This is a genomic window from Paenirhizobium cremeum, assembly GCF_047553425.1.
GTDB classification, from domain to species: domain Bacteria; phylum Pseudomonadota; class Alphaproteobacteria; order Rhizobiales; family Rhizobiaceae; genus Allorhizobium; species Allorhizobium cremeum.
Genome location: NZ_CP180219.1, coordinates 1 through 23,648, shown reverse-complemented (window position 1 = coordinate 23,648; position 23,648 = coordinate 1). Strand labels below are relative to the sequence as shown.

Below are 23,648 nucleotides of genomic sequence, written 5' to 3'. Positions count from 1 at the left end.
TCAGCAACAGCGATAATGAGTTTGGAAGCCGCCGTTGAGGTTGGCTTCTCATCGACGGCCATCATTCTATGATAGCCCCTGAAAGCAGTCAGCCGCCTCCCAGCCCCGCAAGCGACGTAGTCCATCACTCATAACCACAGCCCATTCCAAACAATGATCTACCTCCGAAGATCGCCCCTACTTCCGGCAGTAAGAACGCACCAGTTCGGGGTCCTGCTCAAGGCCGTCGAGCCAGGTGGGGTCGAGTTTCGGGACGGATGAGAACAGCAGTTGCGAATAGGGGTGCTGCGGGGCCTTCAGCGCCGCCGGGGTGATCTGTTCGACCTTCTTGCCGCCATACATCACCACGATCTCGTCGCAGATGGCCTCGACCACCGAGAGGTCGTGGCTGATGAAGACGTAGGAGAGGCCGAGTTCGCGCTGGAGTTCCTTCAGGAGTTCGATGACGGCTGCGGCGACCACGGTGTCGAGAGCGGAGGTGATCTCGTCGCAGAGGATCAGCTTGGGTTCGGCGGCAAGCGCCCGGGCGAAGTTGACGCGCTGCTTCTGTCCGCCCGAGAGTTCGGCGGGATGGCGATGGCGAACCGAGCGGGGCAGGTGCACCATGTCGAGAAGCTGGTCGATGCGGGCATCGCGGGCCTTGCCCTTCATGCCGTGATAGAAGGCAAGCGGACGTCCGAGGATTTCCTCGATGGGCTTGGCCGGGTTGAGCGCCGTATCGGCATACTGGAAGACGATCTGCATCTCGCGCAGCTGGTCGCGGGTGCGTTCGCGGGCGCTTTTTCCGAGTTCGCGCCCGTCGAAAACGATATTGCCTGCCGAAGCGGGAAGGATGCCGGCGATGGCGCGGGCAAGCGTGGACTTGCCGCAGCCGGATTCGCCGATGATGCCGAGGTTACGGCCCTTCTCCACCTTGAGGCTGACGGACTGCACGGCGCGCACCAGCGGCAGGCCGTCCGACTGGAGCGGACCATAGCCGGCGATCACGTCCTCGATGTCGAGCAGCGGACGGATTTCCTCCGCCACCACCGCGTCGGCGGCGCGCGGCCGGGGCTCAAAGGCGGCCAGCAGTTCGCGGGTATAGGGATGCTTGGCGTCAGTGAGGATTTCGGCGGTCGCGCCCACTTCCTGAACCTCGCCGCCCCTGAGAACGACGATGCGATCGGCGATCTGGGCGACGACGGCGAGGTCGTGGGAGACATAGACGCCGCCGATCCTGTCCTTGCGCATGACGGACTTGAAGGCGCGCAGCACCTCGATCTGGGTGGTGACATCGAGCGCCGTGGTCGGTTCGTCGAAGATCACCAGCTTCGGACCTCCGATCAGCGCCATGGCCGCGGCAAGGCGCTGCAACTGGCCGCCGGAAACCTGATGCGGATAGCGATTGCCGATGGTATCAGGATTGGGCAGCGACAGGGCGCGGAAGAGTTCGACCGCACGTTTGCGCGCTTCCTCCGGCGGCATCAGCCGGTGAATGCGGGTCACCTCGATCACCTGCTCCATGATGGTCGCGGCCGGATTGAAGGCGGCGGCAGCACTTTGCGGCACATAGGCGACCTCGGTTCCGCGGATCGCGGCGCGCTGGCGCTCGGAGAGCGTCACCATATCCTTGCCGTCGACGGAAACGCTGCCGCCGGAAATGCGGCAGCCGGTGCGGGCATGCCCCATCAGCGTCAGCGCGATCGTGGTCTTGCCGGAGCCGCTCTCGCCGATCAGGGCGACGATCTCGCCTTCGGCGATATCGATGCTGACGCCCTTGATGATCTCGACCCGGCGGCCGGAATCGGTGGTCGCCTCGACCTTCAGGTCACGGATTTCGACGAGGTTGGCCATCATGCGCTCCTGTCTCGGATCTTCTTGGGCAGGTTGTCGATCAGCAGGTTGACGCTGATGGTCAGGCTGGCAATGGCCAGCGAGGGGAAGATGACCGCCGGCGCGCCAAAGGGCAGGCCGCCGATGTTTTCCCGCACCAGCGCACCCCAGTCGGCATAGGGCGGCTGGACGCCGAGGCCGAGGAAGGAGAGGCCCGAGAGCAGCAGCACGATGAAGACGAAGCGGATGCCGAGATCGGCCAGAACCGGGCCGACGATGTTGGGCAGGATCTCCGAGCCGATCAGGTAGAAGATGTTTTCGCCGCGAATGCGGGCGACGGTGACGAAATCCATGGCGTTGACATTGACCGCCAGCGCCCGGGCAAAGCGGTATGCGCCGGGGATATAGATGACCGACAGCGTCATGATGAGCACGGGGATGGAGGAGCCGACGGCGGCGACCACCACGAGGCCGAAAAGCTTGCTCGGAATGGAATTCAGCGCATCGAGAAAACGGCTGAGCACGGTATCGAGCCAACCGCCGGCAACCGCGGCGATCATGCCCAGCACGACGCCGGTGAAACAGGCGATGGCGACGGCGGCGAGCGAGATGCCGACGGTATAGCGCGCCCCCATCAGGATGCGGGAGAACATGTCGCGGCCGAGATAATCGGAGCCGAGCCAAAGCTCGGAACTCATCGGACCGAAATAGTCGTAGTCGACGATCTCGCCGACGGGATGGGGAATGAGCAGGGGCGCGAGGATCGCGATGATCGCCCAGAGCGCGATGATCGAGAGGCCGACGATACCGACGAGGTTGAAGCGGTATCCGAACCGCGAGCCGGCCGGCCGTACGGAGGTGTTCGTATTCGTAGTCATCGGAGCCTCGGGTTGGAAAGGATTGCGATGATGTCGGCGGCGGTAATCAGGATCAGGTAGCCGAGGCAGAAGATCATGGCGCAGCTCTGGATGAGCGGCAGGTCGCGGGTTGCGACCGCATCGACCATCAGCTTGGCGATGCCGGGATAGTTGAAGATGGTCTCGACGATGATGACGCCGCCGAGCAGGTAGGAAAGCGACAGCGCCACCGCATTGACGATCGGGCCGAGCGCGTTGGGCAGCGCATGTTTCAGGACGATGCGTGGACGCGACGCGCCTTTCAGCAGCGCCATCTCGACATAGGGCGTGTTCAGCGTCTCCACCACGGCGGCGCGGGTCATGCGGATCATCTGGGCCGAGACGACGAAGGTCAGCGTGATGACCGGCATGGCGTAGACGCGGAGCATGTCGGCGATGGTGTGGACCTCATTGGCGAAGGAGAGTGCCGGCAGCCATTTCAGGTAGACGGCGAAGAGCAGCACGGCCGATGTCGCCACCATGAATTCCGGCACGGAGATGACCCCGATCGTCAGGATGGTGACGATGCGGTCGTAGAGCGAGCCGCGCAGCATGGCGGCGGTGATGCCAAGCGTCAGCGCGATCGGAACGGAGAAGAGGGCGGTAACGCCGGCAAGCTTCATCGAATTGACGAAGCGTCCCGCAATCAGCTGCGCGACCGGCATGTCGTTGGCATAGGAAGTGCCGAGATCGCCCTGTAGCAGACCGAGACCCCAACGGATAAACCGGAACAGCGCCGGTTCGTCGAGATGCATGGCCTTGCGAAGGCCCTCGACCGCTTCCGGCGTGGCCGCCTGGCCGAGAAGGATGGTTGCGGTGTCGCCGGGCAGAAGTGTCGTGGCGAGAAAGACCGCGAGCGAAACGATCACCAGCGTGATGACCGCGATGAGCAACCTGCTCAGGACAAGGGACAGGACCCGCGAATTCATCTAGGCTCTCCCTATGGTGTTCGACGGTTGAACTATAACGCAAACGGGAAACGGACCGGGGATGAAAGTTCATCCCCGGTCGGCGTTTTCGTCAGGCTTCCAGCCAGACATATTCCGCGAAGGCGTAACCCATCATGCCGCCGAGCGGGTTGGCTTCGAGGCCCTTGAGCTTGCCGCTGGTCGCATCGACGTTGGAGATGTAGGCCGGAATGATCGTGCCAGCTTCCTCGGCGACCATGACCTGCATGGCGTTGTAGATCTCCTTGCGCTTGGCCTGATCGAGCGAGCCACGCGCCTCGATCAGCATCTTGTCGAACTTCTCCGACTTGTACTGGCTTTCGTTCCAGGGAGCTTCCGAGGTGTAGAGCAGCGAGAACAGGATGTCCGGGGTCGGGCGCGGGTTGATGTTGCCGAAGTGGATCGGCGCCTTGAGCCAGTAGTTGTCCCAGTAGCCGTCGGAGGGAACGCGCTGCACGTCGAGCTTCATGCCGATCTCGGCGCCGGCGGCCTGGATAATCATCGCCATGTCGATCGAGGAGGTCGCGGCTTCCGAAGCGATGACCGGGATGGACTGGCCGAGAACGCCTGCCTTCTGGAACAGCGCCTTTGCCTTGTCGGGGTCGAAGGCCTTCGGCTTCAGGTCGGCATTGTGGTAGAAATTGGCCGGCGAGACCGGCTGGTCGTTGCCGACTTCACCGAGGCCGCGCAGCGCCGACTTGACGATCTGCTCGCGGTTGACGAGGTACTTCATGCCTTCGATGAAGTCCTTCTTGTCGCCCGGCGCCATGTCCATGCGGATGTTGAGGTTGGTGTAGTTGCCGGAGGTGGTCTTCGACAGCACGAAGCCGTCCTGGCTCTCGATAAGACGCATCGAACGGGGATTGATCGAGGCGGCGAGATGGATATCGCCCGACAGCAGCGCGTTGACGCGGGCGTTGTCGTCGCTGATGGCGAAGAACTCGAAGGAGTCGACGTTCGGGCCGCCCTTCCAGTAGTTCTTGTTCTTGACGCCGACCGAGCGCACGCCCGGCTCGAACACTTCGCGCACGAAGGCGCCCGTGCCGTTGGCCTTGGAGAAGTCGGTGGTGCCGTCGGCCACGATCATGAAGTGGTGCATGGCAAGGATGGTCGGCAGGTCGGCATTCGGATTGGCGAGTTCGATCTCGACGGTTTCCTTGTCGACGGCCTTGAAGCCGGTCATCTGGGCGGCGATCTTGGCGACCTTGGAGCCGACGCCCGGATCGAGGTGACGCTTCAGCGAGAACACCACGTCGTCTGCCGTCAGCGGCTTGCCGTCGTGGAAGGTGACGCCCTTGCGCAGCTTCACGGTCCAGGTCTTGGCGTCCTTGGATTCGATCGTTTCAGCCAGCTCCATCTGCGGCGTACCGGAAACGTCGAGGAAGGTCAGGCGGTTGTAGAACGAGCAGCAACGGACATAGTCGGTCGACAGCGAGGCCTTGGCCGGGTCGAGCGTATCGGCGGTGGAGGAGGACCAGCCGGCAGCCTTCAGCGCGCCGCCGGAAACCGGCGTTGCAGCAAGGGCGTTGGTGGCGCGGCCGAGGATCATGCCGCCGGCCGACATGGCGACGCCGCCAGCCAGCATCAACTGCAGCAGTTCGCGGCGCGTTGCGCCCCGACGAATGGCGTTTTCGACCATAGCGTCGTCGGACTTCGTCCAGTTCGTAATCTTGTCGCTCATGTCATTCCCCTTTTTCGTTTGGTTTTGCAAAGCGGCCGGCCGTTCGGGCCGGGTCCGCTCCGAAGGCTGAAGTTCAGGCGCTTGCTTCTTTCACGGCGTCGGCAAGGCCGGCCATGGAGGTGAAGTGGTAGTCCGGCTCGGTAAACTCGGCCGGTTCGATGGTGCCGCCATATCCCTTCTGGGCGTGGCGACGCTCGATCCAGCAATTGGTCATGCCGAGTTTCCGGGAAATGCCGATATCGTGGTACTGGCTCTGGGCGACATGCAGGATGTCGTCCTTGCTGTTGCCCTCGGTGGCAACGAAATCGAAGACCTTCTGGAAGAAGGCGGGATCCGGCTTTTCGGTGCCGGTATCGTCGGCGGTGAAGGCGGCATGGAAGGGATTGCCGAGTTCCTTCGAAAAATATTCGAACGCCCAGCGCCGCGCATTGGTCATGGCGATGAGCTTGTGGGTCCTGGCGAGGCTGGCAAGCGCTTCGGCGCTGTCGGGGAAGCCCTTCCAGTTCTTTGCGGAATCGCGCAGCTGCTCGCCGTATTTCTGTTCGGCGGGAAGACCGAGCTTCGGCGCGATCGACAGATAGACGCGCACGAGATCATCGGGAAAGAGATCGGCGTCATCCGAATAACGCGCCGCCCGGTAGAGCGAGAGAGCTTCCTCTCCGTCAACCGATACACCGGCTTCGGCAGCGATCGCCGAGAGGCAATCCTTGATGCCGCCCTCGAAGTCGATGAGCGTGCCGACCACATCAAAAGTCATGTATTTGAATTGCGAAAGGCTCTTTGCCACGTTCACGTTCCCAGTTCAGCACGCCTTGGCAGGCGTGGCGCAGAAGAAAATTCTGTTCAATGCGATGGCGGCGGAACCGCCCTGCAAGCCGGAAAGCCCCTTTTTTCTTGGGTTTTATAGCTCTTTCCGACCCCCTTAGTTTCGCAGGTATGTCGCGCCGGATACTCCGAAATGAAACGGCGAGGCGGCACAAAATTCCGAATATGACAGTTCCGCGATATTTCGGGGGCTCGCGGAACTGTCAGCTTTTGCCCAGGACCCGCTCAGGCAAGTGCTGCGCGGACGTCCGGATCCTCCAGCGTCTGGTCCAGCGTGCGGCGGGTCCGCTCGGTGATGGCGTCGATATCGGCATCCGTGCAGCAGAGCGGCGGGGCATAGCCGAGGATGCCGTTGGCGAAGGCGCGGATGACGAGGCCGTTGTCCCAGGCGCGGTCGAAAATGCGGCGCGCCGGTTCGGCAGCCGCCGGAAGCGGCGTCTTCTTCTGCTTGTCGACGACGAGTTCGACGGCGGCGAGCATGCCGCGGCCGCGCACATCGCCGACCAGCGGATGATCCCGCAGAGCCTCAAGGCCGGCCATCAGGCGAGCGCCGGCTTTCACGCCGTTTTCCAGAAGGCCGTTCTCATAAAGCCGCAGCACTTCCAGCCCGACGGCGGCACTGACCGGATGGGCGGAATAGGTGTAGCCATGCCCGACCGCCGAAGCGCCGGCCGCATCGGCAATCACATCATACACCCGGTCCGACATGAAGACTGCGCCCATCGGCACATAGCCTGAGGTGAGGCCCTTGGCGGTGGTCATGAAGTCCGGGACGATCTCGTCCTCGGTGCAGGCGAACAGCGGGCCGGTGCGGCCGAAACCGGTGATGACCTCGTCGGCGATGAAGAGGATATCCAGCTCGCGGCAGACCTCGCGCATGGCCTTCATCCAGCCCTTCGGCGGCACGAGCACGCCACCCGACCCCTGGATCGGCTCGGCATAGAAGGCTGCGACGCGGTCGGGGCCGAGAGCTTCGACCTTGGCGCGAAGAGCCGCGACCGAAGCGGCGATGATCGCCTGCGGGTCCTCGCCGACCGGATTGCGATAGGCGTAGTGGGACGGGATCTTGTGCTGCCAGTCGAACGGCACGCCGAAGCCGGCATGGAAGGCGGGAAGCGCCGTGAGGCCTGCGCCGACCGTCGAGGAGCCGTGATAGCCCTGCTCGATCGAGATGAACTGGTCGCGCTGCGGCTGGCCGCGGGCGATCCAGTAATAGCGGACGAAGCGGATCGTGCTGTCGACGGCATCCGAGCCGCCAAGCGTGAAGTAGACGTGGTTGAGGTCGCCCGGCGCGCGTTCGGCAAGTTCGGCGGCAAGCCGGATGGCCGGCTCCGAGCCGAGGCCGAAATAGGCGGTCGCGTAGGGCAGTTCGCGCAATTGCCGGGTGGCGGCCTCGACGATGCTTTCGTGACCGTAACCGGCATTGACACACCAGAGACCGGCGAAGCCATCGACCAGTTGCTTGCCCGATGCGTCTGTTACAGTCGCGCCGGAAGCCGAGGCGAGGACGCGAACGCCCTGCTTTTCGTGGCCGCGATAGGAAGCGACCGGATGCACCAGATGGGCGCGGTCGAGTTCGATGAGGGAATTGCTGTACATGGCAGTCTCCGTTTCAGCCCAGCGCCTGGCTGGCGAGGGCGAATGTCCTGGTCGTGGAATTTTGTGCTGCGGGTCTCGGCGGGCGCTGCATGGCGATACCGCCGCCGACATGCTGGAGGCCGAGCCCCGAAAGGACGGGAGCAAGCCCGGTATCCGACGTTGTGTCGATGCGCAGGAAGGCACCCGGCCGGCCGGCGGCGAAATGGGAAATCAGCGCGCTTGCGTCATCCAGATCCGAGGCGACGACCGGACCGACCAGCTCGCCGCGTCCGAAATCGCGCAAGGCCGCAAAGCCGCTGACCTTTCCGCCCTGCCGGATGACGGCGAAGCGGCCGACATTGGCGAGATAGGCGATCAGCCCTTCCCGGTCCGCGCCAAAGGCCTGCCGGTCGAGTTCGGCGATGGCCGGAATATCGGCCGGCGAGGCGGCATGAACGTTTGCCGGCGCCGCGACCGGGGAAACCGATCCCTGGAATTGCAGAACGGTGCCGGTCTCCTGAAAGCCGAGCTTCTGATAGAGCGGCAATCCGTCGGTGGTGGCGACGAGGCGCAGGGGGTGCTCGCCCGCCAGCGAAAGGGCGGCATCCATCAGCTTGCGACCGAGGCCGCGGCCGCGCATGGCTTCATCGACGATGACCATGTTGATGGTGGCGCAATCGTTCTTGTAAGACGTGACGAGCACGGTCGCGACGACGCGCCCGCTATCATCCACGGCAACGAAGCCTTCGCTGAGCGCGAGTGCCATCTGCCAGTCCTCGAGGCGATGAGGCCAGCCGGCCTGCCGCGAAAGGGCAAGCGCCCCTTCCAGATGACGGGGGCCGAATGCCACGAGATCGATTTGATTTGTCTGCATGGGCAGTTCCTTGTTTGCTGCCCACAAGTCTCTGCGTTCGGCGCCGGAAGATCGTCTGAAGGCGGCTCCCGTCGCGGTATCTTTCGCCGTAGCAATATGGGCTCACCGCATCTTATGCTGGAGCCTCTGCCGGCCAAGGCGACTTTCCGGCCCCGGAAGGCGGGCTTTTGCCGCGATGCGCCGCAACTCTCTGCCAAACCACGCTCGGGATACGAAACATTCTGCTTCAAGGCAGGCCAATTCAGTGGCGTCGCCGTCCCCGGTCCATCCTATGATCTGGACGACGCATCTGATCCCGCTCAATCGCAAGGATGAAAAGCATGAGCCACTTCCGCCCGAAATACATCACCTTCGACTGCTACGGTACGCTGATCAATTTCCAGATGGCGGAAGCAGCCCGCGACCTCTACAGCGCAAAGCTCGACGAGCCGCGCATGGCCGAATTCGTCAAGAACTTCGCAGCCTACCGCCTCGACGAGATCATGGGCGACTGGAAGCCCTATGCGGACGTGGTCCACAACGCGATCGAGCGGACCTGCAAGCGCAACGGCGTCGCCTTCAGGGAAGAAGACGCGAAGATGGTCTATGAGCGGGTGCCGACCTGGGGTCCGCATGCCGACGTTCCGGCGGGGCTTGCCAAGGTCGCCAAGGAAATCCCGCTGGTCATCCTGTCCAACGCGATGAACTCGCAGATCATGTCGAATGTCGAGAAGCTCGGCGCACCCTTCCATGCGGTCTACACCGCCGAGCAGGCCAACGCATACAAGCCGCGCTTCAAGGCCTTCGAATACATGTTCGACATGCTTGGCTGCGGCCCGGAGGACATTCTTCACTGCTCCTCGTCCTTCCGCTACGACCTGATGTCGGCGCATGATCTCGGCATCAAGAACAAGGTCTGGGTCAATCGCGGTCACGAGCCGGCAAATCCCTATTACGGCTATGTCGAGATCGCCGACATTTCCGGCCTGCCCGGCGTCGTCGGGCTCTGAAGGAAAGGCATAGACCCATGAAGTTCCTGTCCTACTGGCACGACACCGCCCCGGTCTTTTCCGGGGCTGCGCAAGGCCCGGTCGAAGGTCATTACGACGTGGCCGTGATCGGCGGCGGCTTCACCGGCCTTGCGGCGGCGCGGCAGCTTGCGAAAGCGGGTACGCGCGTGGTCGTGCTGGAGGCGGAACGGGTCGGCGCCGGAGCCTCCGGCCGCAATGGCGGCCATCTCAACAACGGGCTGGCGCACAGCTATCTCTCGGCCAAGGCCGAACTCGGGAAGGAACGCGCCATCGCCCTCTACAAGGCGCTCGACGATTCCGTCGACACCATCGAGGCGCTGGTGGCGGAGGAAGGCATAGACTGCAACTTCCGCCGCGCCGGCAAGCTGAAGCTCGCCTCCAAGCCACAGCATTTCGAGGCGCTGGCGCGCAATTTCGAGGCGCTGCATGCCGAGGCCGATCCCGATACGGCGCTTCTAAGCAGCGCCGACCTGAAGAGCGAGATCGGCTCGCCCTTCTACGGCGCGATGCTGTCGAAGAAGAGTGCGATGATGCATATGGGCCGCTATGTCGTCGGCCTTGCCGAAGCGGCGCGCCGCCACGGCGCGGTGATCCACGAGGATGCGGCCGTCGTCGCACAGGGCAAGAACGGCAACCGCCACAGCCTGCAGACCAAGCGCGGAACGGTGACCGCCAATCAGGTTCTGGTTGCAACCGGCGCCTATACCACGCCGAACTTCGGCTATTTCCGCCGACGCATCATTGCCGTCGGCAGCTTCATCATCGCGACCCGTCCGCTGACCGATGCCGAGGTCGCCGCGACGATGCCGGGCAACCGCACCTGCGTCAACACGATGAACATCGGTAATTATTTCCGCCTGTCGCCTGACAACCGCCTGATCTTTGGCGGCCGCGCCCGTTTCTCCGCCACATCCGACCAGCGCTCGGATGCCAAGAGCGGCGAGATCCTGCGTGAAAGCCTCGCCCGGATCTTTCCCCAGCTCGCCAAGGTCGAGATCGACTATTGCTGGGGCGGCCTTGTCGACATGACCAAGGACCGCTACCCGCGCGCCGGCTATCACGACGGCTTTTGGTATGCGATGGGCTATTCAGGCCACGGCGCCCAGCTTTCCACCCATCTCGGCATGGTCATGGCGGACGCGATCCTCGGAAAGTCCGACCGCAACCCGCTCAAAGGCCTCGACTGGCCCGCCGTGCCGGGCCATTTCGGCAAACCGTGGTTCCTGCCGCTGGTCGGCATGTATTACAAGATGCTCGATAAGGTTCAGTAGGGGTAGGCTGTGGGTGGTTGTGTGTCCGCGTTGGGCCTTCAATTCGGTGGTAAAGGTCGTCATCGAGCGTATCCAAGAGCGGACATAGCCTCGTGGCGGCGTCGCGTCGCCTGTGCGCCACAAACGGACAATAGATACCCTTCGTAGAACAAGAGGCGGGGCTGTGCGTGAGCTAACCCGAAGTGGGCGAAACTACCAGCCGCTGTTTCGCGCCGGACCCCGAACGCATGATTGCATCGACAACGCGGATAAGGATCTGTGCAGGCTCGGCGTCGATTTTTGCCAATGCCGCCCTCAGGGCTAGCTCCAGCTTGTGGCTTACCAATTCAGCATCAAAACCGGGCAATAGTGAAATGGTGACTTCGACGCCGTCGGGCAACTGGCCAAACTGATATTGGCTTATCCCTTCGATGCTGGTTAGCGGGGAACGAAGCCGGTGCCCATGGACATCCACCGTTCCGCCGCCGCGTTTCGCAAACCGCAGCATCTCTTCTCTCCGTCCCTCGATGTTCGCGATGCGCCAGAACGGCAGACCGCAGCGGCAAGGTTCGGTCGCGAGCGTGACGATATCCGAGATTTCGTAGCGCACCAGAGGCAGTACGCGATTGGTAAGTGTCGTCACCAGCAGCTTTGCACCAGGCGTTCCGTTTGGCACCGGCCGGTCGTTGTCGTCCACGACCTCGAAAACGAAGGCATCCTCCGCGAGATGCAATCCATCGACACACTCGCATTCATGCCCCATAGCTCCAGCCTCGGTGCATGTATAGGAGTTGGCGACCTTCGCACCCCAAGCGTCTGCGGCGATTTCTCTCACCTCCGGAGTAAGAGTTTCCGCGCTCGTGCGAATTAGCCTTGGCCTGATATGCAGACGGCCGGCTAGTTGTTCGTTTGCCAGCACGCGCACGAACGACGGATAGGTCGAGACGACTTCCGGCTGATAGGCATTCAAACCTTCAACGACCGCTTCGATCGGCATCAACACATTCAGCCTCGGCGCAGGCGAGCGTATGGCTCGCATCTCGGCTCCAATGCGATAGGAGATATGCACGGGCGATGAAGCGAAAATGCCCATGCTTTGGGTCGCCTCATCAATGCCGACAAATCTCTGAAACCGCAAAGTGTTGCCGATTGCGGCCAACCAAGCCGAACTGTCGAATACAGCAAGCCCTTTTACGCCGGTCGTCCCTCCAGTAGCCGCGACCCTGTATTCGCCGAGAAGCAGGTCGCCAGGGTTATCGCTATCGAGGTGATGCTCGACCAGCCTTCGATCCAGCCGGGGATCGGTGACGATCTGGTCGAAATTCGCCATGAGGATCTGCTTGGTCAGGATCGGAAATTCGTGAAGCGGCGCGTTGCGCAAAACCAGTTCGCTTATCGTTTTGCCATAAAAAGGCGAGGCATCAATGGCATGCCGCAGCATAAGGACCAGCTGTTCATGCTGATGGGCCAGTAGTCGCTCCCGCTCCCAATTGCGACGAGCAAAAAGCTCATTCCCATATTGGATCAGTCTAGAAGCTTCCAACGTTGCAAGCGTCGCCAACGAAGACATTGAAGCGAGTCCCTATAAACGGTTGGCCCAAGCTACCATCCTATCATGTTTATCCAACCCTGACGATTACAGCGGAGGCAAGAACCACCGTTGATACCAATTCATGCGAATGATAACCCGCCTGTCGATCATCTGATGGAGTTCGGCGCTCCAAAGCGGTGGGCGACAGGTGCGCTCAATGACCGGTTTGGGCCGAAATCGGAAGCCACGCTTTCATGAAGCTTGGCTTCCGCAAAGAACCTGCATTGGCCGTTTCCCTTATCCGCCCACCAACAGCCTCAGGTGAGGCCGCCGATGTGGAAGGTTTTCATCTCCAGATATTCCTCGATGCCGACCTGGGCGCCTTCGCGGCCGAGGCCGGATTGCTTGACGCCGCCGAAGGGGGCGACTTCGGTGGAGATCGCGCCGGTATTCAGGCCGACCATGCCGAATTCCAGCGCCTCGGCGACCTTCCACGAACGCTTCAGGCTCTCGGTGTAGAAATAGGCGGCGAGGCCGAAGGGCGTGCCGTTGGCGATCGCGATGGCTTCCTCGTCCGTTTCGAAGCGGAAGAGCGGCGCGACCGGACCGAAGGTCTCCTCGCTTGCGAGCAGCATCTCGGTCGTGGCACCGGTCAGCACCACGGGCGCGGTGTATTGCGGTCCATCGGGCATTGCCGGCTTCTGCGTCACGACCTTCGCACCCTTGGAAAGCGCGTCTTCCACATGGCGGTTGATCTTGGCGATGGCCGCCTCGTTAATCATCGGGCCGATGGAGATGCCGGGCTCGGTGCCGGGGCCGACCTTCATGGCGTTGACGCGCTCGGAAAGCTTGGCTGCGAAAGCATCGTAGACGCTAGACTGGACGAGGATACGGTTGGCGCAGACGCAGGTCTGGCCGCCGTTGCGGAACTTGGAGACGAGCGCGCCCTCGACGGCAAGATCGAGATCGGCATCGTCGAACACGATGAACGGCGCATTGCCGCCGAGTTCGAGCGAGAGCCGCTTGACGCTGTCGGATGCGCCGCGCATCAGCAGCGAACCGACGCGGGTCGAGCCGGTGAAGGAGATCTTGCGGACCGTTTCGTTGGCCATGATCTCGTTGCCGATTTCCGTCGGCATGCCGGTGACGATGTTGACGACGCCGGCCGGGATACCGGCGCGTTCGGCCAGTACGCCGAGCGCCAGCGCCGAATAGGGCGTGAATTCGGAGGGCTTGATGACCACGGTGCAGCCGGCGGCGAGCGCGGGGGCCACCTTGCGGGTAATCATCGCATTGGGGAAATTCCAAGGCGTGATGATGCCGCAGACACCGACCGGCTCCTTCAGCACAACGATGCGACGGTCGGGAGTCGGCGAGGGGATGGTGGTGCCGCCGATGCGGCGGGCTTCCTCGGCGAACCATTTGACGAAGGACGCACCGTAGCGGATTTCACCCTTGGCTTCGTCGAGCGGCTTGCCCTGTTCGGTTATCAGGATCAGGCCGAGATCGTCGATATGGGCGATCATCAGGGCAAACCAGGCCTCGAGAAGGGCCGCCCGTTCGGCATGGGTCTTCCGCTTCCAGGCGGGGTAGGCGGCATTGGCCGCCTCGATTGCCGCGCGGGTTTCGTCGCCGCCCATATCCGGCACGCTGCCGATGGAAGACTGGGTTGCGGGATCGATCACGTCGACGGTCTTGCCGGAGGTTGCATCGACCCATTTGCCGCCGATGAGGCCCTGCTGGCGGAAGAGGCCCTTGTCCTTCAGGTTCTGCATGTCTTGTCCTCGAATCTCAGGTAAGCGCCGCAAGCACTGCGGCAGTGATGACGTCGGTCCTGTCCTTGCCCGGCACGGTGCCGATGCCGCGGGCGGTGGTCTGTTCCAGCGCCGCCATGATGCGGGCGGCGGCGTCCTTCTCGCCGAGATGCTCGAGCATCATCGCAGCCGACCAGATGGTGGCCATCGGATTGGCGATGCCGAGATGGGCGATGTCGGGCGCCGAACCATGCACCGGTTCGAACATCGATGGTGCGGAGCGGTCCGGGTTGATGTTGGCGGAAGCCGCAAAGCCGAGACCGCCCTGGATGGCGGCGCCAAGGTCGGTGAGGATATCGCCGAAGAGATTGGAGGCGACCACCACGTCAAGGCTTTCCGGCGCCATCACCATGCGGGCGGCCATGGCGTCGATGTGATAGCTGGTGACCGTGACGTCGGGATATTCGGCGGAAAGTTCCTTCGTCACCTCGTCCCAGAACACCATGGAATATTTCTGGGCGTTCGACTTGGTGATGGAGGTGAGCTTGCCGCGCCGGGCGCGCGCCTGCTCGAAACCGAAGCGCAGGATGCGCTCCACACCCTTGCGGGTGAAGATCGAGGTTTCCACCGCCACTTCGTCCGCGGTGCCCTGATGCACGCGCCCGCCGGCGCCGGAATATTCGCCCTCGGTGTTTTCGCGGATGCAGAGGATGTCGAATGCCTCGGCCTTCAACGGTCCCTGCACGCCGGGCAGCAGCCGGTGCGGACGGATATTGGCATATTGCACGAAGGCCTTGCGGATCGGCAGAAGCAGGCCATGCAGCGAGACCGAGTCCGGCACTTCCGCCGGCCAGCCGACGGCTCCAAGCAGAATGGCGTCGAAGCCGCGCAGCGTCTCGATGCCGTCTGGCGGCATCATCGCCCCGGTTTCCTTGTAGAACTTGCAGGACCACGGAAATTCGGTGCCCTTGAGCGCGAAACCCGCGTCGCCGGAGACCTTTTCGAGCACGCTCCAGGCTGCCGCGGTGACATCACGGCCAATGCCGTCGCCGGGAATGAGCGCGATGGAATATGTCTGCATGGGGAAAGACCTTGTGCTGTCAGAGGCTGATGAGGACGCTCTTGCTCTTGCGGTTGGCGAGATAGGCGTCGCGGCCGAGATCCTTTCCGATCCCGGAGCGTTTGTAACCCCCGGTCGGCAGGATGTGATCGCGCGAGCGGCTGTAGCGGTTGACCCAGACGGTGCCCGCCTGGATCTGGCGGGTCAGGCGGATGGCGCGGGAGAGATCGCGGGTAAAGATGCCGCTCGCCAGCCCGTAGGTCGGATGGTCGGAAAGCGCCAGCGCCTCTTCCTCCGTGGTAAAGGTCTGCATGGTCAGAACCGGTCCGAAGATCTCCTCGGTCACGGCGGGCGAGTCCTGCCGGACATTGGCGATCAGGGTCGGGGCGTAGAAATAACCTTCGCCCTCCATCGCCGCGCCACCGGTCAGGCACTCGCCGCCGGCGGCAACCGCCGCCTGCACGATGCTGCCGATGCGGCCGCGCTGGCGCTCGGAAATGATCGGCGAATACTGGCTTGCCTCGTCCCAGGTCGGGCCCGGGCGCACGGCCTTCATACGGGCGATGATGGCCTCGACAAGAGTGCCGGCCACACTTTCCTCGACGATCAGGCGCGAACCCGCAACGCAGGCCTGTCCGGCATTGGAAAGAATGCTTCTGGCAATCTCTTCGGCCGCCTTGCCGAGATCGGCGTCGGCAAAGACGAGCTGCGGGCTCTTGCCGCCGAGTTCCAGCGTCATCGGCTTGACCCCGGTGCGGGCGATATTGGCCATGATCGCGGAACCCGCGCCGGTCGAGCCGGTAAAGGAGATCTTGGCGATATCGGGATGCCCGGTGATCGCATTGCCGGTGGTCGGGCCGTCGCCCAGCACGATGTTGACGAGACCTGCCGGGATGCCAGCGCGCACGGCGAGCTCGGCGAGATAGACGGTGGAGAACGGCGTCATTTCGGAAGGTTTCAGCACCACCGCATTGCCCGCTGCCAGTGCCGGACCGAGCTTCCACCCGGCCATCGAGACCGGGAAGTTCCATGGCGTGATGGCGCCGACCACGCCGTAGGGTTCCGTCATCACCATGCCGAGACTATTGTCGTCGGTCGGTACGAGATCGCTGCCTTCCTTGTCGGCGAATTCGGCGAAGAACCGGATCTGCTCGGCGGTGATGGCGATATCGCCGGCGACGAGATGGCCAACGGGCCGGGTGGAGGAAAGCGCCTCGAGCTTGGCGAGCGTTGCGGCCTCGGCTTCGATCAGGTCGGCCCAGCGCTGCATCGCCTTGGTGCGTTCGCGGGGACGCACGCCGCCCCAGTTGTTGGCTTTCAGGGCCTTCTTCGCGGTTTCGACGGCGCGGTCGACGGTTGCCTCGTCGGCGAGTGGGCAGCCGGCATAGGCCTTGCCATCGGAGGGGCGATGCATGTCGATGACGCCACCGGCCTCCACCAGCCGTTCGCCGATGAAATGACCGACGGACAGCGGAAGGGTATCGGGATCGAAACTGAGGGTCATGACGCGCACCTTTGCAAAGCCTTTAGGCAAGGGTAACTGCCGCGCATGAGCAGCATGCGTCGTGTGGGACGGCAGGCGCGAATGAAAATCCTGTTTTACCGGCGAGGGGCAGTGCAATCTTCCGCCGCGGCAAAGGAGCGGCGGAGGCTTTGCAGGAAAGCCGAGATGAAACGGGACTTCGGTCGCTGCTCGTTGATCGAAATCGAGACGCGTGTGGTGACGACCGGCTCGAAGCGCCGGGCGACGATGCCTTCCCCGCCCTGAAGCACCGCGAGGCCATCGACCACGGCGACGCCGAGCCCCTGCCGCACCAGAGGCAGCGCACCGACGGATGAGGCGATCTGGATCGCGACATCGCGGATGAGACCCCTTGACGCAAAGGCCTCGTCGAGCGCCGGCCCGACCTCGTCGGCATGGGAGCCGTAGGAAATCAGCGGCACGCCTTCGAGAAGTTCCGGCGTGATGACCTCATGAGCGGCGAGCGGATCGCCTTCCCGCAGCACCGCCACCATTGGCGTGGCGCCGAGCGCTTCCACCCGCACGCTCGGTGCAAGGATGGCCGAGAGCGTCACCGCGACATCGATGTCGCCGATGGTCAGGGCTTCTGCGATCTCGCGCTTCGGGAGCGTGTGCAGGTGGATCTTCACCTCCGGATGACGGGAGCGGAAATCGGCAAGCGCCGGCGGCAGCACCGAATAGGCAAGCGGCAGGCTTGCGCCGATCCGCAACAACCCGATCTTGTTGGCGCCGACATCGCGGGCAAGCGTCTTCAGCGCCTCCATCTGGCGGAACACGCGGTCCGCATCGGAAAACAGCAGATGCGCCTCCATCGTCGGCACCAGCCGCCCGCCGATCCGCTCGAATAGCGCGTATCCGAGCTGGTCTTCCAACTGCAGCAGAAGCTTGCTGACGGCCGGTTGCGAGACGCCGAGCGAATTGGCCGCGGCGGTGATAGTGCCGTCGCGCATGATCGTCCGGAAAATCTCGAGTTGGCGGACATTCATGGAACGACGGTTCCCCCGGGGGTATCTCTTCGGCCTAGAGACCGTAGCGGATTTTCATCTCCTGAAACAGGCCGCGCATCTGGTCGGCGACCGGCCGGATGTCGGAGCCGAACTTCTCCACCGCCTCGAAAATCCGGTGCTTCAGGAAGAAGCGCCAGCCGACGGGCGCGGTCGCAAGGAATTCGGTCAGAAGATCGTAGCGCTCGTTGGTCCAGACAGCCTCGAATGCCAGGCGTTCCGCGCCGTAGGTGATGACCGGGGGCGTGGGGTCCGCCGGGCGGGCTGCGCGCAGACTTGCGGTCTCGACCTCGTCAACGCGGCGTTCGCGAATGGCGACACCGTAATCCCGCCTTGCGCTTTCCTCGCTGACCGCTCCCTTCAGCACGTCATCCAGAACGTCTTCGGGATCGCGCAGGAAGGGATCGCCCCAGCCGCCGGCACCCGGACCGACGACGCGGATCACATCGCCCGGACCGCAATTGATGACATCGGTATTGCCGAGCGATACCTCGTCAGCGCGACCGGGATTGCGCAGGAAGCGCGATACCGTGCCGGCCTTTGCGCCGTTCACGCCCCAGGCTGGCATGATCGAGCGGTTGCGGTTTCGCGCCGTCACCACGGTTTCGGGCGAGAACACCTCGAATTCCATGACGGCGGACAGGCCGCCGCGATGACGGCCGGGCGCGCCGCTGTCAGGCTCCAGCCCGTAGCGCAGGAAACGGATCGGCACTTCCGCCTCGCTGATCTCGATCGGCGTGTTGCGCAGGAAGCCGGTCGCCCCGCCCGCGCCGTCGCTGCCGTCGCCGAAGGGCGTGCCACCGCCACCGCCGCCGACCGGGCCGATGGAGGCCATGACCGGGCGGCCGTTGCGGCCGCTGGTCTTGATGTTCATGATCGCGTTGCCGCCAGGAGAGGCGGCCGGCATCAGGTGGGGCAACGCCTGCGCGAACGCGCCGACGGTGACGATCTGCGTCATGGCGCAGGTGAGCGAGCGCATGCCGACGGCGGCCGGCCGCTGGCAATTGACCACCGATCCCTCGGGCAGGATGGCGCGGGCCGGGCGCAGCGTGCCGGCATTCAGAAGCAGGCTGTTGTCCAGCGTGTAAAGCACGTAGGTCAGGCCGACCATCACCAGCGGATGGCGTTCGCGGCCGCCGGTCGGCATGTTGAGCGAGGAGCCGAGCTGCGGATCGGAGCCGGTGTAATCGAGCACGATTTCGTCGCCGCGCACCTTCAGCGTCAGCGCTACCCGGCAGGGCTTGCCGCCGACGGAATCCTCATCGGCATAGTCGGCGAAGAAGTAGTCGCCGTCCGGCACGCGCGTCAGGATCTGGCGCACCTGCGCTTCGGCATAGTCGAGGATCTGCTCGACGCCCTCGATGAAGGTGTCGAAACCGAAGCGGTCGACGATCTCCAGGATCTTGCGTTCGCCGACATTGACGGAGGCGATCTGGGCATGGAGGTCGCCGAGGTTCTGTTCAGGCAGGCGAACATTGGCGCGGATCATCTCGGGAATGAAGGGGTTCAGCACGCCCTTCTCGACGAGCTTGACCGGCGGAATGCGCAGGCCCTCCTGCTCGATTTCGTTCAGCGAGCGCGAGAGCGAGGCCGGTACCGCGCCGCCGACATCGGTATTGTGGATGTGGCCGACGACGAAGCAGGCGATGCGGCCCTCGTGAAACACCGGCTTCCAGATGTGGATATCCGGCGAATGGGTGGCGACGAAGCCGTTATAGGGATCGTTGGTGATGCAGATGTCGCCTTCCGCATAGTCGTCGAACATCTCAAGCAGCGGGGCGTAATCGATGCCGCTGTACCATGGCGCGCCGAACTGGCGCGGATTGGCGAAGGCCAGCCCCTCGCGGGTGACGATCTGGCAGGAAAAGTCTTCCGTTTCCTTGACGAAGGCCGAATGGGCGGTACGCATCAGCGTGAAGGCCATGGCGTCGGCTGCGGCGGCGCAGAAGTTGGCGAGAACTTTCAGGTTGCGGCGATCGATGGCCATGTTCACAGCTCCGACTTGGTGATGACTAGGTTTCCGAGGCGGTCGACGCAGACCTCGAAACCGGGCGGAACGACCGTGGTCGTGTCGTCCTGGGCGATGATGGCGGGTCCCTGGAATTCATGGCCGGCGGCAAGCTCTTCCCGTCGATAGACGCCGGTGACCCAGGTGCGTCCCTTGAACCAGCCCTCGACATGGAAACGCGGTTCGGCTGGTCCCGTTGCCTCCGGAGCCGGTTGCAGGACGAATTTCGGCGTCGCACCGGAGATGACGAGCCGAAGGCTCACCATCTGCACCGCGGCCGTCTCGTCGGAATGGCCGTAGAGCCTTTCGTGCTCGCGGTGGAAGGCGCCGGCGACCGCGGCCGTATCGCCAGCGGTGAGCCAGACCGTCTCGAGCGGGGTCTCGATCTCGAAGGACTGGCCGAGATAGCGCATGTCGGCCGAAAGCCGGATCTCGCCTTCTTGCGCGTGGCCCTGCGCCTTCAGCCAGTCTCGTGCAGCGGTTTCGAGTTCGGAGAAGACCGGAAGCAATCCCGCGATACCGGCCTCGTTCACCTCGCAATAGGTGGTGCGGATGAAGTCGTTCTTGAGGTCGGCGATCAGGCCGCCCAGCGCCGACACGACGCCCGGCGTCGGCGGCACGACGACACCCTTCATGTCGAGTTCGCGGGCGAGGAAGCAGGCGAGCATGGCGCCCGCGCCGCCGAAGGCGAACAGGTGGAACTCGCGGGGATCGATGGCAAAGCGCGAGACGAGCGCGCTCACTTCGGCATACATGCCGGAAACCGAGATATCGATGACGCTGCCGGACAGTTCCTCGACGCTGGTCGAGAGCTGGGCCGCAAGCGGTTCAAGTGCTGCCCGCGAGGCCGCATGATCGACCGTGACCGCGCCGTAGCCGAGCGGCATGTGGCCGATCAGGTTGGAGGCGGCCATGGCGTCGGTGATGGTCGGCTTGGTTCCGCCGCGGCCATAACAGGCCGGGCCGGGCGTCGAGCCGGCGCTTTCCGGGCCGACCTGAAGGAAGCCGAGCGGGTCCACCCAGGCGACCGAGCCGCCGCCCTGTCCGACCGAACTGACCGAGACCGAGGGAACATGGATCTGGAAGTCGCCGATCAGTTCGCCGACGCCGTATTGCGCGGTGCCGTCGACGATCACCGCGACATCGGCGCTGGTGCCGCCGATATCGAGGCTCATGATCCGGTCGAAGCCGCTCGCCTTCGCCAGATAGCCAGCGCCGATGACGCCGGAGGCGGTTCCCGAAAGGATCATCTGCACGCATTCGGCCCGGGCCTGGTCGATGCCCATCACGCCGCCATTGGTCTTGGTGATGAGCAGCGGGCAGGCAACGCCACGGCCGCGCAGAACGGTTTCGAAGCGGTCGAGATAATGGGCGACGCGCGGCTGCACATAGCCGCTGATGACGGCGGTGATGGTGCGCTCGTATTCGCGGATGATCGGCCACGTATCGGCCGAGGAAACGACCGGCAGGCGGGGAGCGAGACGCTCGATCATCGCCTTGACGGCTCGTTCGTTCGCCGGGTTACGATAGGAATGGAGGAAGGAGATGACGATACCCTTGCAGCCGGCGGCAAGCGCCTCTTCGACCGCGCGGGCGACATCGTTCTCCCGGGGTGCCTCTGCGATCTCGCCGGTTGCCAGCGTGCGTTCCACGATCCCGAACACCCGGTCGCGACGGATCAGCGGTTCGGGCCGGACGGAATAGAGATTGTGGATCTGCGGGATCTTGAGGCGCGCGATTTCCAGCACGTCCTCGAAATTGCGGGTGGTGAAGAGCGCGATGTCATGGCCGTTGCGCTGGATCACGGTGTTGACGCCGACCGTGGTGCCATGGGTGAAATAGGCGATCTCGGCCGCGTCCATGCCGTCGCGCGCCTTCAGCGTATCGAGCGCGAGCAGGATTTCCTCGCCCGGCGCATCCGGTCTCGAAAACACCTTCAGCGTCGAAAGCCTCCCCGTGTCCTCGTTCAGCACCGCGAAGTCCGTGAAGGACCCGCCGACATCCACACCGATCCGATAAGTCATGCCGTTCTCCTGTCGTTGGCATGACTGTCGCATCGGCTATACGACACCACCACCGAATTTCGATGAGGAATCCATAACCACTGGTTATGTCCTATTCGGGCTTGGGCACCGTCATGTAATATTCGGGATGGGGTGCCGGCCGGTAGCCGGCCTTTTCATAGACGGCGTGGGCGTCCTTCGTCGCGAGCATCCAGCTCGAAACGGTGGCAAGCTCCGGATGATTGCGGATTTCCAGCGCCAGCCATGAGGCGAGACCCTGACCGCGATGGGCGGGCAGGGTGAAGACGTCGCGCAGATAGGCGAACACGGCATAATCCGTCACCAGCCGGCCGAAGGCGGCAAGCGTGCCGTCCGGGGCGTAGATGGCCACCGGCAGGGAGCCTTCCAGCGCCCTTTCCAGCTGCTCGAAGGTGAGGTTGCGCGCCCAGTAGGACTCGTTGACGAGGAAGCGATGAACCTCGACCGGATCGAACCGGCTCCGATCCGTGCTCAGCGTATACCCCTTGCGGGACGCCTCGAAGATGACCTTGTCGCGCAACATCGCAATCACATGACCGTAACGTAGATTTTCCGAACGGTTTCTATCGTCTTCCAGACGCCGATGAAACCCGGCTTCATGACGAAGCTGTCACCGGCCTTGTAGACGACTGGCTCGCCGCCTTCCGGGGTGATTTCGACGACGCCAGAGATGATGTGGCAGAACTCGAAGGTCTCGCCCTTGATCGAGCGCGTTTCGCCCGGCGTCGCTTCCCATACGCCGGTATGGATCATCTCGCCGCGAGCGACATCCTGCGCCCATGTCTTGAAGGAGGGATTGCCGGCAATCAGGCGTTCCGGCAGCGGGCCGGATTCGCGCGGTGCGGAGGAGGGATTGGTGTCGATAGTCTTGAGCAGGGACATGGCTCTCCTTTCGGGGGTGGGGAAAATCAGTAGCCGCGGGTCCGGTCCACGAGCCCGATGGGGTCGAGGCCGGCTTTGTAGCGCCTGACGTTCTCGACGACGGCGCGGGCAGCGGTTTCGGGTTGCGTGACGCTCGCGACATGCGGGGTCAGCAGGATTTTCGGATGCGACCAGAAGGCATGGCCGGCCGGAAGCGGCTCGGGATCGGTGACGTCGATCACCGCACCGGAAAGATGTCCCTCGTCGAGGGCCGCGATCAGCGCATCATGCTCGAGTTGCGGTCCGCGCCCGACATGAACGAGGCCCGCGCCCGCCGGCAGCCGGCGGAAAAGGGCCGCATCGAGAAAGCCGCGGGTCTCCGGCGTCAGCGGCAGCAGGCAGACGAGAATGTCGGTCTCCGCCAGCATGGCCGCAAGCCCTGACGCGCCGCTGTGGCAGGTGACGCCCTCGATCTCGCGCGGGCTGCGGCTCCAGCCGGCAAGCGGAAAGCCGAAGGGCTTCAACCGTTCCAGCACAGCGGTGCCGAGCATGCCGAGGCCGAGCACGCCGATACGTCGCTCGCCCGCCTGCGACTGCGCCAGCATCCGCCACGTCTGGTGGCGCTGCTGGTCGAGATAGGCTGGAAGGTTGCGATGAAGGGCAAGCACCGCCATCGTCACATATTCCTGCATCATGCGCACGATGCCATCTTCGACCATGCGAACCACCTTCACATGCGGCGGCACGGCGTCGATGCGGAACTGGTCCACGCCGGCGCCTATGGAAAAGAGGATTTCCAGATTGCGATAGCTCGCGAGGTTTTCCGGAACCGTCCATGTGATGAGGTAGCGCACCGCATCCGGGTCGACGGTCGCCGGGTCCATCGAGAACGGCACGTCGGGCAGATCGCGCGCAAAGGCTTCGGCGAAGATCGCGCCGCGTTTCGCATCGGAGTTGAACAGAAACGTCATTTCGGCCGCATCCCCTCCTTCG

Annotated in this window: 19 protein-coding genes; 2 read left to right on the top strand and 17 right to left on the bottom strand. The window is 63.6% G+C overall.

All coding sequences use genetic code 11. The annotated features are described in order from the left end of the window. Positions 1–177: 177 nt before the first annotated feature. From ACLBKR_RS21620 to ACLBKR_RS21590, 7 genes are all read right to left on the bottom strand, one after another. Positions 178–1,833 (bottom strand): ABC transporter ATP-binding protein, encoded by a 1,656-nt coding sequence (locus tag ACLBKR_RS21620; protein WP_414902173.1) that lies wholly within the window; start codon positions 1,831–1,833, stop codon positions 178–180. Further along, positions 1,833–2,690 (bottom strand): ABC transporter permease, encoded by an 858-nt coding sequence (locus ACLBKR_RS21615; protein ID WP_414902171.1) that lies wholly within the window; start codon positions 2,688–2,690, stop codon positions 1,833–1,835. Before ACLBKR_RS21615 ends, ACLBKR_RS21620 begins: the two co-directional genes overlap by 1 nt. After that, positions 2,687–3,637 (bottom strand): ABC transporter permease, encoded by a 951-nt coding sequence (locus ACLBKR_RS21610; RefSeq protein WP_113340103.1) that lies wholly within the window; start codon positions 3,635–3,637, stop codon positions 2,687–2,689. The genes ACLBKR_RS21615 and ACLBKR_RS21610 overlap by 4 nt, the downstream gene beginning before the upstream one ends. A 91-nt stretch (positions 3,638–3,728) precedes the next feature. Next, on the bottom strand, positions 3,729–5,336 hold the full coding sequence (locus tag ACLBKR_RS21605) for an ABC transporter substrate-binding protein (RefSeq protein ID WP_113426653.1): 1,608 nt from the start codon (positions 5,334–5,336) through the stop codon (positions 3,729–3,731). Positions 5,337–5,409: 73 nt separating this feature from the next. After that, positions 5,410–6,123: an HAD-IA family hydrolase gene (locus ACLBKR_RS21600; protein WP_113426654.1), complete on the bottom strand. Its 714-nt coding sequence runs from the start codon at positions 6,121–6,123 to the stop codon at positions 5,410–5,412. Between the two features lie 263 nt (positions 6,124–6,386). Next, a complete protein-coding gene (locus tag ACLBKR_RS21595; protein ID WP_113446807.1) occupies positions 6,387–7,760 on the bottom strand; it encodes an aspartate aminotransferase family protein in 1,374 nt (457 codons plus the stop codon). Positions 7,761–7,773: 13 nt separating this feature from the next. After that, the gene (locus ACLBKR_RS21590) at positions 7,774–8,613 is read right to left on the bottom strand and encodes a GNAT family N-acetyltransferase (RefSeq protein WP_113446808.1); all 840 of its coding nucleotides are present in this window, start codon (positions 8,611–8,613) and stop codon (positions 7,774–7,776) included. Positions 8,614–8,933: 320 nt separating this feature from the next. On the opposite strand from ACLBKR_RS21590, the gene ACLBKR_RS21585 reads away from it, so the two are divergent. Both ACLBKR_RS21585 and ACLBKR_RS21580 read left to right on the top strand, forming a co-directional pair. Further along, a complete protein-coding gene (locus ACLBKR_RS21585) occupies positions 8,934–9,602 on the top strand; it encodes a haloacid dehalogenase type II (RefSeq protein ID WP_113446809.1) in 669 nt (222 codons plus the stop codon). A gap of 17 nt (positions 9,603–9,619) precedes the next feature. Then, positions 9,620–10,894, top strand: a complete 1,275-nt coding sequence (locus ACLBKR_RS21580; RefSeq protein WP_113446810.1) for an NAD(P)/FAD-dependent oxidoreductase — start codon at positions 9,620–9,622, stop codon at positions 10,892–10,894. Positions 10,895–11,066: 172 nt separating this feature from the next. On the opposite strand, the gene ACLBKR_RS21575 is transcribed toward ACLBKR_RS21580, so the two are convergent. The 10 genes from ACLBKR_RS21575 to ACLBKR_RS21530 all read right to left on the bottom strand — a co-directional run bounded on the left by ACLBKR_RS21575 (position 11,067) and on the right by ACLBKR_RS21530 (position 23,626). Then, positions 11,067–12,443, bottom strand: a complete 1,377-nt coding sequence (locus tag ACLBKR_RS21575) for a phenylacetate--CoA ligase family protein (RefSeq protein WP_414902166.1) — start codon at positions 12,441–12,443, stop codon at positions 11,067–11,069. 278 nt (positions 12,444–12,721) lie between these two features. After that, positions 12,722–14,179 (bottom strand): NAD-dependent succinate-semialdehyde dehydrogenase, encoded by a 1,458-nt coding sequence (locus tag ACLBKR_RS21570; RefSeq protein WP_414902164.1) that lies wholly within the window; start codon positions 14,177–14,179, stop codon positions 12,722–12,724. A 16-nt stretch (positions 14,180–14,195) separates the two neighbouring features. Beyond that, on the bottom strand, positions 14,196–15,239 hold the full coding sequence (locus ACLBKR_RS21565; protein ID WP_414902162.1) for a tartrate dehydrogenase: 1,044 nt from the start codon (positions 15,237–15,239) through the stop codon (positions 14,196–14,198). 19 nt (positions 15,240–15,258) lie between these two features. Then, a complete protein-coding gene (locus tag ACLBKR_RS21560) occupies positions 15,259–16,722 on the bottom strand; it encodes an aldehyde dehydrogenase family protein (RefSeq protein WP_414902160.1) in 1,464 nt (487 codons plus the stop codon). Between the two features lie 95 nt (positions 16,723–16,817). Next, positions 16,818–17,726: a LysR family transcriptional regulator gene (locus tag ACLBKR_RS21555; RefSeq protein ID WP_414902157.1), complete on the bottom strand. Its 909-nt coding sequence runs from the start codon at positions 17,724–17,726 to the stop codon at positions 16,818–16,820. Between the two features lie 34 nt (positions 17,727–17,760). Next, entirely contained in the window at positions 17,761–19,731 is a 1,971-nt protein-coding gene (locus tag ACLBKR_RS21550; protein ID WP_414902155.1) for a hydantoinase B/oxoprolinase family protein, read from the bottom strand. A gap of 2 nt (positions 19,732–19,733) precedes the next feature. After that, positions 19,734–21,776: a hydantoinase/oxoprolinase family protein gene (locus ACLBKR_RS21545; protein WP_113438551.1), complete on the bottom strand. Its 2,043-nt coding sequence runs from the start codon at positions 21,774–21,776 to the stop codon at positions 19,734–19,736. 91 nt (positions 21,777–21,867) lie between these two features. Beyond that, positions 21,868–22,317 carry a GNAT family N-acetyltransferase gene (locus tag ACLBKR_RS21540; RefSeq protein ID WP_112829700.1) on the bottom strand — a complete coding sequence of 150 codons (450 nt, stop codon included), beginning with the start codon at positions 22,315–22,317 and terminating at the stop codon, positions 21,868–21,870. Positions 22,318–22,322: 5 nt separating this feature from the next. After that, positions 22,323–22,676 (bottom strand): cupin domain-containing protein, encoded by a 354-nt coding sequence (locus ACLBKR_RS21535; RefSeq protein WP_113446816.1) that lies wholly within the window; start codon positions 22,674–22,676, stop codon positions 22,323–22,325. 26 nt (positions 22,677–22,702) lie between these two features. After that, the gene (locus tag ACLBKR_RS21530; RefSeq protein ID WP_113446817.1) at positions 22,703–23,626 is read right to left on the bottom strand and encodes a 2-hydroxyacid dehydrogenase; all 924 of its coding nucleotides are present in this window, start codon (positions 23,624–23,626) and stop codon (positions 22,703–22,705) included. Between the last annotated feature and the right edge of the window lie 22 nt (positions 23,627–23,648).